The organism is Endozoicomonas sp. Z74 (genome assembly GCF_057680865.1).
The window spans coordinates 1-12,728 of sequence record NZ_JBLYZI010000036.1 but is presented as its reverse complement, the minus strand read 5'-3'; the positions used below and the strand labels follow the sequence as shown (position 1 = coordinate 12,728).

The following is a 12,728-nucleotide window of genomic DNA, read 5'->3' as shown; positions in this document are numbered from 1 at the left end:
CTTCGGTCGCTGATCTTGATCGTTTTCCCTCACCCCGGCCCTCTCCCAGAGGGAGAGGGGGTTAGGCGGAGCAAGCTTTTAAAGCCTTCTCCCTGTGGGGTAGGGAAAAAGCCTTTTGAAGGCGTAACCTGATAGGCGTCGGGGGATTTTTCGGAAGCATTCAGGCTACCAGCTTACGCAGGTTGCTGCTGCGAAGCGCAACAAGGACATTTATCCCAGCCCTACCATGGGGGCCAGAAGAAGATAGAGATAACGGGCGGCGACGCCGGCACAGATACCACCCACGGTATGGGCCAGAATGGCTTTGGACGTGAGTTGTCGGTAACCAAGGGAGTCCAGCATAGCAGTATGGGTACTCAGATAGCCACTCCAACACATGCCCATGGCCGTGAATACGGCAATATCACTGCCACTGATAATGCCCTGGCTGATAAAGTTAGGCACCAGCGACATAGCCGCACCCACAGCCCCCAGTGAAGTGATGGGAAATGCCACCAGTTCAGGATGCTTGAACCCGAACAGGAACTCAAAAAGCCAGGACAGGTGAGCAGCCAGCCAGGGAAGGAGGGCAACCCCTTCAAAGGCTGCTCCGGTGTACCCCCCCTGAGGGGCGCCAAAGGTCAGGAGCATGACAAAGGTACTGATGATCAGAACGCCGGGGATAATCGCCACGCCCATTTTTACCCCGCTTTTACCGCCATCCAGCAGGGCGTTCAGAAATCTCAGCCAGACCGGGTCGGAAGTAAAGTGTTCGTCCAGCAGGTCGCTGTGATTTTCCTCAAGATCCAGTTTATGAATTCGTGGGTCATTACGAATCAGGCGTTGCATCAAACGGGTAGAGATAATCCCTCCAATGGCGGCTCCGAGAAAACCGATCATGGCAGGTGCAAAAAACGTCTGGCCGCTTTTACCGGTCTCCAGGGTAGCCATAAAGGTAATGACGATAAGCCCCATGCCAAAGGCCGTGCCAAAATTGGTCAGGGAAATGATCTCGTAGGGTTTGAATGACCGGTTGTAGCGATGGTCTCTGGCCAGTCCAATGATGGCCGGGTTATCGGAGAAAAACGTCATCATGGCTGCCATGGCGGCGCGCCCGGGAAGGTTGAAGATGGGGCGCATCATTGGCACCAGCAGCTTCTCCAGCAGGGAGATGACATGGAACTCCATCAACAGACGACCGACCGCTCCCGCCAGCACCGTAATACCCATCAGAAACAGCACTGTGTTCAGAAGAAGCTGATGAGCCGTGTTAAAGAGAGTGTTGAACAGGTTGGTTACTCCCATGGTATGGCCAATATAACCAAACAGGAGGCCGCTGACGGACAGCAGCACCAGGGGTTCGATTACCTGGCGAACATTAGCAGTACTGGTGGCCTTGGTAGAGACAACTTCACTCATGGAAACTCCGGGCGGGGGCAGAATCTATAGATTAGACAATATTTTCCGGTTATGCGGTATTGGTATAAATCAGTGAAAAAAACCGGAACAGCCGGAGGGGAATAAACCTTGAAATACAGCTCAAAGCCGAATGTCTATACTCAGAATTATTTTGAATAACTGCCGAGTATAAAATTCAAATTAGAGGCTTTTTTTAGGACTTTCGTTCATGGAATACATTCGATGTAAAGCGCTATTGATCCCATTAATGGCTTTTCTGTTTTCTTTTCCAGGGCCCGTCTTTCCAAATTTACATTTAATTCATGGGACAGAAGAGGGGGCTATGGGGCTTTACAAGGCGGGAATTCTCATTCCTGTGGTTCCATTGCTTATCTTTCTACGAGACGACTCAGCTGTAGGCAGTTTTCTGTTGCCTTTTCATAAGGCCTTGTTAATACAGTGGGGTGGAGGTAACGAGCCGGATGGAAATGGTGATCAGAATGAGTCAGTAAAAGGCGGGGAAGCAAGTAGTGAGGCAACGGCTCACTTTAGGGATGGGGCTGGAGAAGTGCGTGGCTGGATGATTGTAGAAGAGGGGGGGGACGGTGATTCCGACCCACCCGAGCGGCCTGTCAGTTATGATCGGGAAGCGCCTGAGGATGCCTTTATTCTGGTTGATGATGAACCCCAGTGGTTTGAGGGAAGGTTATTCGGGCAACGAACACTTCAGATGACTGATATGGAAAAAAGTCAACTGTTGCAGGAGCGGCATACGTCTATAAATACCCGTGTTGTTGGTAATATTGTGATGCATCAGAGAGGCACTTCCTATCCTCTGAAGCTGGATGGAGCCACATTTTACTGGCCAACAGCAAGAGCACCTTTGGGTGGTCGATTTTATTATTGGTTTCAGCTGGAAGATTACAATATTGAAATTTTAATTCGTCCTTACAATGGACAATGGAGCCTGTTTGCAGGAAGAATGAATCATCAAAAAACTGGGCTTGGAGACCAGGAAAGACTGGTTATGTCTCTGTATGGAGCAAGTGTTAAGCCCTTCTTTAAAGTTCCAATGACCCGCCTGGACATTGCTTCTATTCCCGGGGACTCCATGGGCCGTTGGGCCATACGTCATAAACAGGGGGATAAAACCTTGGAGGCGTTACCGACTGTGGTTCTTAGAATTGAAAGGGAGTTGGTTCAGCCTGATGTCAAAATCGAAACTTCAGAGAGTGATGAGGATCGTTTTGATAGTGGTTTTTCAGAGAGTATCAATCTGGAAAAGCTTTCCATGGATTGAAACTCTCTGCTGAGGGGAGCTTAATGCTCCCGGGTGGTACGGAATTCAATATCCGGGTGGCGCTCTTCTGCCAGGGAGAGGTTTACCCGGGTAGGTGCCAGGTAGGTCAGATAACCACCGCCGTCTATTGCCAGGTTGTCGGCACATTTGCGTCGAAACTCATCCAGCTTACGATCATCATCGCAGTCAACCCAGCGGGCGGTATTGACGTTGACGGGTTCGTACATGGCCTCAACCTTGTATTCATCTTTCAGCCGTCGCATAACCACATCAAACTGAAGGACACCCACCGCACCGAGAATCAGGTCGTTGTTGTTCAATGGCATGAACAGCTGGGTGGCCCCTTCTTCTGACAGCTGTTGCAGGCCCTTCTGCAGCTGCTTCAGCTTGAGTGGGTCTTTCAAGCGGACCCGGCGGAACAGTTCCGGGGCAAAGTGGGGAATGCCCATAAACTTGACGATTTCGCCCTGGGTGAAGGTATCGCCGATCTGAATAGTACCGTGGTTATGGAGGCCGATAATGTCTCCGGAGATGGCTTCATCCACATGGGACCGGTCACCGGCCAGGAAGGTCACTGCGTCGGCAATCTTTACATCCTTGCCGATACGGACATGCTTCATCTTCATATTGCGGGTGTATTTTCCGGAGCAGATACGAAGGAAGGCGATCCGGTCGCGGTGCTTGGGATCCATATTGGCCTGGATCTTGAACACAAAACCTGAAAATTTGTCTTCATCCGCAGCGACGCTTCTTTCATCGGTCTTTCGGGGGAGAGGGGAGGGTGCCCACTGGACAAAGTCATCCAGCATTTCCCGAACCCCGAAGTTGGCCAGGGCGGTGCCAAAGAAGACCGGGGTCATTCGGCCTGCCTGGTAGGCTTCCAGGTCAAACTCATGGCTGGCGCCGCGAACCAGCTCTATTTCTTCCGACAGGTCTTCGTGGAGGTCGCCCAGCAGTTCCCGTGCTTCATCCGAGTCCAGGCCCTTGATCTGGATATCGTCCGGGATAACGCTGGCCTGCCCGGGAGTGAAGACATGGATGGTGTCGGTGTAGAGGTTGTAGACACCCTTGAAGTTCTTGCCCATGCCAATGGGCCAGGTGATCGGAGCGCACTGGATTTTCAGGATGTCTTCAATTTCATCCAGCACCTCAATCTGATCCCGGACCTCACGGTCCATTTTGTTGACAAAGGTGAAGATGGGCGTATCCCGGAGTCGGCACACTTCCATCAGTTTGATGGTGCGGTCCTCGACCCCTTTTGCTCCGTCGATGACCATGAGGCAGCTGTCCACCGCGGTCAGGGTGCGGTAGGTGTCTTCCGAGAAGTCTTCGTGCCCGGGGGTGTCCAGCAGATTGACGGTACGTTCCCGGTAGGGGAACTGCATGACCGAGGTGGTAATGGAAATACCCCGCTCCTGCTCCATTTTCATCCAGTCGGATGTGGCCATACGGCCGCTTTTACGGCCTTTGACGGTACCGGCCAGCTGAATGGCACCCCCGAGTAGCAGGAGCTTTTCGGTAATGGTGGTCTTACCGGCATCAGGGTGCGAGATGATGGCGAAAGTGCGCCTTTTCCCGACTTCTGTTGTTATTGAGGTGGACATGTTGGTTTCCGAATGGTTACGCGTCTATTTTGGCCACCAGTTTCATGCAATGAATACACAAAAAGGATGTGTACAAAATGATTTGACGTTTGAGTGCAGTGAATTATCCAAATCACCGGCTCAACTGCAAGTTGATCTGGGGTTTTGTCCGGTGTTTCTTCAGGCTCTTCGGGGAATGTCACGGATGGCGGGTTGATAACCCGTGTTACCAGTCACTCTGGCAACACGGGAGAAAGGCTATTAAAAACGGTGCATTACCACCAGTAGCCCATCTGGATCACAATAAAATCCAGGGCCTCATTCTGGGAGTGGAGGTTGGCGTTGGAGTAATGAAACCAGCCCGCAGAGACTTCATACTGCTTTCTGAGGCCAAACCGGGTGCCCATCAGGGTTCGAACTTCAAACTGGGTATTGCCCCCCATATTGATGGGGGATTTGTTTTTCTTCTCAATGTCTTTTTTCGACTGATAACTCAGGCCAATGCCGGCATCCAGAAACACTCCCAGGGTGTTGTTGGTTAGATGCTCCAGCCTGAACACCGGGGCGAAACTCACGGCTGTAATGTGCCCGGCGCCATCAGGGCTCGGGTTGTCTTCAGCGCCCAGGCGGCTGGTCCAGTAATTCACCGCAAGGTCTGAATAACCGGTTAATGCCCAGGTGTTGTTGGGCTTCAGCCAGTTGTGATTCCAGCTCCAGCGCAGGCTGGCCCGGTAATCGTCCAGTCTGGCTTTACTGTGAAGGTATTGGCCATAGCCAAAAGAGGCCCCATCGGGTTTCAGGTCCAGGGCAAAGGAAGAGGCGGGGGACAGCGCAAACGCGAAAGCCATACCGCGGAGAAATCCCTTCTCCATTGTTCAAGCTCCTTACTGATTGATTCAAGGAAATCGCGGTACGGCTTGGCTCATGCGATACCTTTTCAGTATTGAGGAGTTTTCTGGCAATGGGAGGAAAAAAGACATTTTTTGTGGAGGGTTGTGGACATTCAGCCTGGTCTCTTGCCTCAAACAGACAAAGCAGCCCTTCAGGCTGCCTGTTTATCCGGGTTCCCTGAATGAGGTGATTGACTCGCAGATACTGGTGTTCCTGACCTCTGGGAATTTACAAGCAATGCTTCATAAAAAAGCCGTGCATTCCGGCAGCTCAGGGGCAGTTTTGCAAAAAAACTGCCATTAATCTGGCTCTCCCGGAACAGCAGGTTGTGAAGGCGATCAAAGAGCCCGGAGTGAACCGATTCCGGGTGTTGCCAGAACTGGTCAAGAGAGCACTGGGAAGTGAGCCGGGGAATATCGTAAAAGGCCCGTCCGGTGACTTTGACCGGGAGTGAATGCAGCAGTGCCGATAACCCCACCGTGCTGTTGACCGTAGCCACCCCTTTAGCGTGCTTGTAAAGCTCAGGAAGGGGGACGTCATGGCAGTAAAGCACCCGCCCTTCCAGCCCGGACTGGGCAGCGATCTGGTTGATAAAATCCCGGTAGTGGGTATACCCCCGATCCATGGGGTGGTGCTTGAACACCAGTGCATCCCCGGGTTTTGAGTGGTTGGCAAATGAGCGGATGTACTCTTTGATCACCGCTTCCACGGAATCGTAATCACTGTGGTAGAGCATCTGGGAGTCGTCATGCACTTGCAGGGGTACCAGGAAAAACTGTCCACTGAGCTGGGTTGTCAGCCGTTGCTGAACCCGGCGGTCCTGATACTTGCACAATTGCTTTCTGGCCGCTCCCCGAAGCCACTGGGCACCTTCTATGATCGGGGAGAAGTTTCGGTGATGAAGATATTGGGAAAACCGTTTGCGCTGGAAAAAGGCCGCCCAGTAATACAGGGAGGCGAAGAGGATCCGTTGCTTCATGGTGGGCGGCATGATTTCTGGGGAATAAAGCCGTTCAGCAGGCGCTGCTGCCAGTGCTGCGCTGGATAGATCCAGAGAGGTCAGTGCATTCACACCGCCGACTTCCAGGGTGATGGTGTTGGGCCTCAGGTACCCCTCTTCAAACACCATAAATGCCACCCCGAGCTTTTCGCAGACGGGTCGGGCAATGCGGTGATAGTGCCGACAGTCCCCCATCAGAAAGACCGTATGGATTCTGTGCCGGATCAGGTAATGTTCCAGATAGCCGGGCCAGTCGGTCAAAGCCCCCCGAAAGTCAACACAGTGATCAGCCCCTGCGTACCACTGGTCCCCCCCGTTAAAGTTGATCTTATGGGTGGTGTAGCCTGAGTCACTGAACTCCCTGGCCAGCTCCCGGAAAAAAGGCCCTAGGGGACCCTGCAAAAAGAGCACCGTTTTTGCAGCATCTCCGGCATCTGCAGTGGTATTCGAGGGCGCATGGGTCATCATTGAGTGAGTACCTCCAGCAGAAAGCGGGCTTTTCGGACTTTTCTGCCGAACCAGCTGTTGACCCGGCCTCTTTTTATGGGAGAGGTTTTGGGATGGGTCCGTTGTCTGGCCAACTCGTTAATAACCCGTTCCGGTGTGGTGAAACGTCTGGTCTGCCAGTGAACGTAGCGCGGGTAATGGCAAAGGGCGATAAATACCAGTGCCTCCAGAGAGCGCTTCCGGGTGCGGCGTGAGCTGTTGCAATGATCATGGGTGAGGCCCCAGCCTGCATAAAAGGGCAGGCCCCAGCAATGAACCTGTTTCTGTTGCAGAAGGGCTTCAAAGCCTGCCTGGGAGCTCATCACATGGACGTCATCACTCTGGGCGATGCAGTCAAAAATGTCCGCGCTGGTGACCTGGCGATCGGCGTATTGAAGCACCTCGGCTTCTGGGATATGCCCCTGACGACCGGCTTGTACGACATCCGGATGGGGTTTGTAGACGACATAAGCATCAATATCATGCTCGTTAATGTAATGTCGAACTTGGCGGAGAAGCTCAAGATTGCTCTGTATGACCGGGCTTCCGTAACGAAGAGAGGCGTCTGAATCCACCTGTCCAGGAACCAGTATGCGGCGCTGGTTTCTGGTCGCACCGGCAAACACCGGGTCGGACTGACCGCCTAAATTGTATTTACTGATGCGCTGTCGAAGCAAAGCCTGGATCAGCCCGGCTCCACGTTGGGTCTGCGTTTCGTTAACGGGGAGGTGTTCCAGAGCATGCTCCAGTCCACTGGTGCAGGTGGAATCGTAATAGATGCCCCGATTATCCAGCACCAGAGAAGCGGGGCGGCGTAGATCGGCTCCCAGTCCACAGGAGCGGATAAAACCGTCCTCCATCCGCCATACCGGTGTTGTCTGGTTGTCGATGCCTTCTGGCATCCGTTTGCGTCCCCAGATCAGCAGGCCTTTTGAGCCAGCCGTTCTGGGCAACCGTTTCTTCAGGCTTTTTGGGTGACGAACAAACACCAGTTGCCGTGCCATTCCCCCAACAAATTGCCGGATAAAGGCCCGCTTCCAGAGGCTGAACCCCACTGCGTAGAGGGTATTCACTTCCGGGTGCTGGTACTGGCGCTGAAGTGCAATAAGTTCAACAAGGGCTTCCAACTGGCAGGGAGCACCGGTTTCCGGATCAATGTAGCGGGTGTATTTCAGACAGGCAGCGGCGAAAAGGCGCTCAATAGTGTGTTGCTGCTGGCGGCGTTGGCAGGAGGCTCGGTCATCGGTCAGCCCCCAGCCGCTGTAGAAGGGGACACCAAAGCAGACCACCGGACATTGATGGAGCAGCGCTTCAAACCCCAGCTGGGAGGTGACCACATACACGGACTGGAAGCAGTGAAACAGGGACTGGGCATTGATCGGGTCCGACAGTATTCGTATACGGCTTCTGTCTTTTTCAGAGAACTCTTGCCCAGCAGTTAGTGGGTTCTGGTTGTGGCTCAGACTACATACAAGGTGGTCGAAATAGCCCTTTTTCCGGCCCAGAACCACATCAGGGTGTACTTTAATCCAGATTTCAGACTCCGGATTTTCTTCCAGAGCTGCCCGGAGCATCTGGCCAAAACGGTTCTTGTCAGCCATGCCAAAGGTGACGGAACAGTCCCCAAAGGTCTGGTCAACCACGAGCACTTTGTTAAGGTTCTTGCTTTCCATCAGCTGGGGGGAGGAACCCAGGGGCTCATGGTTGTATTTACTGATGCGGTGCTCGCGGATTCTGGCAATTAATGCCCCGGCGCGCTTTTCCAGCTCAGGCGTCAACCAGTCCGGTTGATTCAGTAGATTTTCAAGGTCTGATGGGGTGGTTGCGTCGTAATAAATGCCGGTTTTATCGACGATTAGGGAAAAACGACGATCCCCTAATGCCGGGTGCCCCAGATAACTGATAAAGCCGTCTTCCAGGCGCCAGAGTGGGCGCTGCAGACGGGTTGCAAGGCGCTCTGCTTTTTGGGTGTTGGTTTTTTTGCCCCAACCGAGCACTGCCTTGATGTTTTTCTGCTGAGAAAATCCGGCCGTGAGTCCATGGTATTTGACCGGACTGCCTTGCAGCAGTTGAGTGAGTTCAGGAGACTGGGCAATACCCCTGGAAACCGTTAACAATCCGGACAAACCATCAACACCCTTCTGTGGTTTTCTAGTAAATGAGTGGGGATGTTGACCCCGTCAATACTGACAGGTAAGGAGGTGCTTACCTTGCGCATGAGAGTATTCCATTTTATACAGGGGGATAATGAGAAAATCGATCAGGGAAATCCACGAATGGGAACTGGTTATCCGTTTTGATAGAAGGCTGAAACCCTGTCGAGTTGTTGCTGAACGGGAGGGATTAAAAAGACCAGAAGAGCTTTCTGTAACCGGCTGCTTCTTCGAATAATCATTGGCGAACAGAGAGTCATTGCTCCAAACTGAAGCTGTGTAACACGATGTGCAAAGAGGTCGATATGCCAACTAATTTTGAGCGTGTTATTTCACTCTCATAAATATCTGTTGTTACGTCTCATATCCCGAAAAAACTGAACCGGATTCAGAATAAGTTTTCGCAGCTTGCGCCGCAGCCCCCTTGAAGGTCTTACTACTCCTTCTGCCCAGTGGAACAGCCCCGGATACTCATTTTTATCATAACCATGTTCTGCCATAAGTTGGTGAATGAAATCATCAAAGGGGGGGAGGGCATTGTTTGAGTTGAAAGAAAAGGCCTGCAAATATGGAGCTACAGCTTCTTCAGGAGTAGCTCTGTCCAGGGAGGGAGGGAGGTCAATAGAAGGGCTCGACAGCACCCTGGCAAACAGGGCTTCATTGTCCTGACGTTTACGGTGGTAAGCGCGGTTCAAGGGTCTTGGGTGCCACTGATGCAGAAGAAAATGGCCCTCCAGTAGATGGGGCAGGGCGTAATAACTGTAATAACGGCGAAAGCCCTGATATTGGGCAGGAAACTGGTGTTTGATATCCAGGTGATAATCATCCGGCTTCTTGCCAACAGGGTAGAAAGCAGCCAGTCGATGAATCAGGTCAAAATCCTCACAGCCATGGCCTGAAAAAGCATCCCTGAATCCGCCAAGAGCGATAAACCAGTCTCGACGAATGATCAGGCAGCTCGATGCCAGGGCTATTCCATCCACTTCCGATATTCTCCCTCGCAGATAGGAATCCAGCACCTGCTGATAGAGCATTGGTTGCCTGTGTGGCTCTGAAAAGTCCCTTGCGAAAATGGATGAATATCGTTGTGACAGATAGAGACAAGGGAGCATTAGAAACGCTTGAAGCCCCTCGGTTTCCAGCTTGCTTATGAGGTGGGGCAGCTGATGGATGACCTCTGCACTGATCAATAAATCCGCGTCAAACAGGAAGATATATTTCCCTCTTGCCTGTATCACCGCAGCATTTCGAACCCGGCCGGGGGCAAACACGCCTGGTTGTGGCTCATGACAATAGCGGAGGTTTTTCTGCTGACTGCTGGCTAGCTTCGGACGGGCAGATTTCCGGCCTGTATCGAAAACGATGACCTCAATATGAGGCTGACCAGTAAAGCAGCCAATGGCCGCATCCAGGCGAGTAAGGCAGCCGGAATCACCGGGCCGTGCCCGGAAAGGTATGATAACGGAAAGGCCTATGCTCATAACGGGATTGAAAGGATTGAAGGTTTTGACCTGATGCATTGGGTGGGTTAAGCGATAAAAAAGCTAGACTCTTTTCAGCCTTAATTAAGTCCTTTGTGAAAGGGGTGGCCATGAAACTTTCAGAACAAGTCAAGCCCATCCGTTACCTTAAGGCAAACTCCGCCGAAATGCCTAGCCCGCTTCAAAAGAACCGGGAGCTCCTGATTATCACCCTGAATGGTGAAGCCAAAGCCGTTATCCAGGATATCCATAGCTGCGAAACCTTACAGGAAAACATCGCTCTCTTGAAGCTACTGGCACTGAATACCGGTAGTTGGTCAGAAAACCTTTCCGTATCATTTATCTGATCCATGAGGAGCTGGAAGTGGGTGATAAATCCATTACTGTCGCTGTATTGCTCTGTGTCGATGGACGAAGGAACTTCAATACATTGTTGCAGAAGCGGCTGTTTAGAAGACCCTGTAAATAATTCTGTGTAAACGCTCAACCTTATTCACTGATTGTACCGACCCTGTAAAAGATGACCAACCCGCCCGTAGCGGCGGTTAAACCTCAACGTATAAATACCCTATTTGCTAGCAATGTGCTAGCATCGATAATAGGTCACCTAATTTTAAGGAGATAGTAACCATGGCAACACTGACTATCCGCAACTTGCCAGAAGAGTTGATCGAGCGGCTGAAGGCCAGTGCCAAAGCAGGTAACCGCTCCATGGAGCAGGAAGTACGGGAATTGCTTGAAGCGCGCTATCAGCAAAAGTCTGGCTTGATCAAAGCCATAAAAGAGAGCTGGAAAGAGCTGCCAGAAACCTCAGCCAAAGACATGGACACATGGAGACAGGAAGGTAGACCATGACAAACGCCGTTATTGATACCATGGTCTTTGCCTATGCACTGTTTAATGAGCCGGTACACCGACAGCAAGCCCTGGCTGTATTGGAAAAAACAGAACACATCCATGTCCCTGACCTGTTCCGGGCTGAGTTCTGTAATGTGGCCTGGCAATGGGTAACCCATCAACAGTTAAGTCTGCACCAGGCATTACAGGCAACCGAAAGAGCTGAAGCTCTCATAACGTCGGTAACCAGCAGTGAGCGATTATGGTTCAAAGCCCTGGAAGTCGCCACGTATGCAAAACATCCGGCCTATGATGCGCTGTTTGTGGTATTGGCAGAAACCTTAAACTGCCCACTGATCACTTGGGATAAAAAACTGTTGAGCAAATTTCCAGATATTGCGATTGAGCCTGGAAGGCTGTTAAAACGTTGAAGGGTTCAGAAAAGTTAAAGCGTTTAAACCCTGCAGTAAAATCGTCCAAGCTGTTAACCCCCTTTAACCAATCGGTGAAAACGACCCAAATATTTCCTTCTAATTATTTGTAGTTTGCACAATGCAAGTGCAAGAACTGACCCTGGTGTTACCACCTGGGTTCCTAATTCACATCGGGTGGGAAGACAAGCAAACCGGAGTGTACGGCTATTTGGCTGAAATCACGGTCATTATGAAGAACGGGAAGGTGATAGTGAATGCAAACTGCCGCGATCAGGCAGTCAACGCTTTTTCTAATCGTAACGCCTTTCTTTCGTAATGTTCGATACAGCATAGCAGCTGAAATGTAATGCTCCTCTTCAATGCAATAGTTAGCCAGACAATCCATTTTCTTACGGACATCCTGGCAAACCTTATCACTTTTGATGCCTTGCAACACTTCCATAACAATCACAGGTGTTGTAGCGACACTCCCCAGTAACAAGAGCTCACGAAGCTGCTCTACTTGAGCGTTGGTCTGACCGTTAAGAAAATCAATCCAGACACTGGAATCCACAAGGCAGTCTGTCATCGCAGAGTACGGCTTTGATCAAGATCACCTTCCCAGGCAACCTTACCCTCAAGCTCGAGAAGTTGCTGCTGTTTTTTTCGGCGAACCAACTCCTCCAGAGCATGTTGGATCAGCGCCTTACGAGTGCCTAACCCGGATAATTCAAGAGCTTCGCTAACCAGATCCTGATCGATAACCACGTTTGTGCGAACCAGTGAAGCCATTATATACACCTTTATTTATTTATATGGTGTATCAATAATAGCGTGTGGTAACAATAAAGCAAAGTGAACACCAGGCGTGGCCTGACCGTGCGGCTTCAAATTCCAGCTGCCAGATCCAACCCCACCAAGTACTCCCGAAACCCGCCATTCAACTGCGGATGCCGCAACCCATAGGACGGGGTCAGTAGGGCGGACCATATATGACCCCGGAGTTCTAAAAAGTAGCCGGGGTTGTGAAGGAGCATGAAGTAGTGCGGGTTTTCAAAATACCCATGGGGAAATAATCAACTGCATTAGTTCAGATCTGATCTGACAATTCCCTCTTCAAAAAAGGGAAGGGTTACCGATTTAGATAGAGGGTGAAATCACTGAAATCTAAATCGTAAAAAGGTAACCCTTATGATTCATACTAATC

At 51.3% G+C, this 12,728-nt stretch carries 12 protein-coding genes; 4 read left to right on the top strand and 8 right to left on the bottom strand.

The features are described from left to right. Positions 1–210 precede the first annotated feature (210 nt). Entirely contained in the window at positions 211–1,398 is a 1,188-nt protein-coding gene (locus ACNRUY_RS12310) for a CD0519/CD1768 family membrane protein (RefSeq protein WP_488111935.1), read from the bottom strand. Positions 1,399–1,720: 322 nt separating this feature from the next. Between ACNRUY_RS12310 and ACNRUY_RS12305 the strand changes: the two genes are divergently transcribed. Further along, the gene (locus tag ACNRUY_RS12305; protein WP_488111934.1) at positions 1,721–2,677 is read left to right on the top strand and encodes a hypothetical protein; all 957 of its coding nucleotides are present in this window, start codon (positions 1,721–1,723) and stop codon (positions 2,675–2,677) included. Positions 2,678–2,697: 20 nt separating this feature from the next. On the opposite strand, the gene ACNRUY_RS12300 is transcribed toward ACNRUY_RS12305, so the two are convergent. The 5 genes from ACNRUY_RS12300 to ACNRUY_RS12280 all read right to left on the bottom strand — a co-directional run bounded on the left by ACNRUY_RS12300 (position 2,698) and on the right by ACNRUY_RS12280 (position 10,310). Beyond that, a complete protein-coding gene (locus tag ACNRUY_RS12300; protein ID WP_488111933.1) occupies positions 2,698–4,281 on the bottom strand; it encodes a peptide chain release factor 3 in 1,584 nt (527 codons plus the stop codon). Positions 4,282–4,535: 254 nt separating this feature from the next. Further along, entirely contained in the window at positions 4,536–5,132 is a 597-nt protein-coding gene (locus ACNRUY_RS12295) for an acyloxyacyl hydrolase (RefSeq protein WP_488111932.1), read from the bottom strand. A 170-nt stretch (positions 5,133–5,302) separates the two neighbouring features. Beyond that, positions 5,303–6,619, bottom strand: a complete 1,317-nt coding sequence (locus ACNRUY_RS12290; RefSeq protein ID WP_488111931.1) for a capsule polysaccharide biogenesis protein — start codon at positions 6,617–6,619, stop codon at positions 5,303–5,305. Further along, positions 6,616–8,763: a capsule polysaccharide biogenesis protein gene (locus tag ACNRUY_RS12285; protein WP_488111930.1), complete on the bottom strand. Its 2,148-nt coding sequence runs from the start codon at positions 8,761–8,763 to the stop codon at positions 6,616–6,618. Before ACNRUY_RS12285 ends, ACNRUY_RS12290 begins: the two co-directional genes overlap by 4 nt. Before the next feature lie 365 nt (positions 8,764–9,128). After that, a complete protein-coding gene (locus ACNRUY_RS12280; protein ID WP_488111929.1) occupies positions 9,129–10,310 on the bottom strand; it encodes a glycosyltransferase in 1,182 nt (393 codons plus the stop codon). A gap of 71 nt (positions 10,311–10,381) precedes the next feature. On the opposite strand from ACNRUY_RS12280, the gene ACNRUY_RS12275 reads away from it, so the two are divergent. The 3 genes from ACNRUY_RS12275 to ACNRUY_RS12265 all read left to right on the top strand — a co-directional run bounded on the left by ACNRUY_RS12275 (position 10,382) and on the right by ACNRUY_RS12265 (position 11,539). Then, the gene (locus ACNRUY_RS12275; RefSeq protein WP_488111928.1) at positions 10,382–10,618 is read left to right on the top strand and encodes a type II toxin-antitoxin system Phd/YefM family antitoxin; all 237 of its coding nucleotides are present in this window, start codon (positions 10,382–10,384) and stop codon (positions 10,616–10,618) included. 283 nt (positions 10,619–10,901) lie between these two features. Continuing rightward, positions 10,902–11,126, top strand: coding sequence for a FitA-like ribbon-helix-helix domain-containing protein (locus ACNRUY_RS12270; protein ID WP_488111927.1), 225 nt, complete (start codon positions 10,902–10,904; stop codon positions 11,124–11,126). Further along, on the top strand, positions 11,123–11,539 hold the full coding sequence (locus ACNRUY_RS12265; protein ID WP_488111926.1) for a type II toxin-antitoxin system VapC family toxin: 417 nt from the start codon (positions 11,123–11,125) through the stop codon (positions 11,537–11,539). The genes ACNRUY_RS12270 and ACNRUY_RS12265 overlap by 4 nt, the downstream gene beginning before the upstream one ends. Before the next feature lie 163 nt (positions 11,540–11,702). Here ACNRUY_RS12265 and vapC read toward each other — a convergent pair whose 3' ends face one another. Beyond that, a complete protein-coding gene (gene vapC / locus ACNRUY_RS12260; protein ID WP_488111925.1) occupies positions 11,703–12,110 on the bottom strand; it encodes a type II toxin-antitoxin system VapC family toxin in 408 nt (135 codons plus the stop codon). After that, entirely contained in the window at positions 12,107–12,313 is a 207-nt protein-coding gene (locus ACNRUY_RS12255) for a type II toxin-antitoxin system VapB family antitoxin (protein ID WP_488111924.1), read from the bottom strand. The genes vapC and ACNRUY_RS12255 overlap by 4 nt, the downstream gene beginning before the upstream one ends. Positions 12,314–12,728 lie beyond the last annotated feature (415 nt).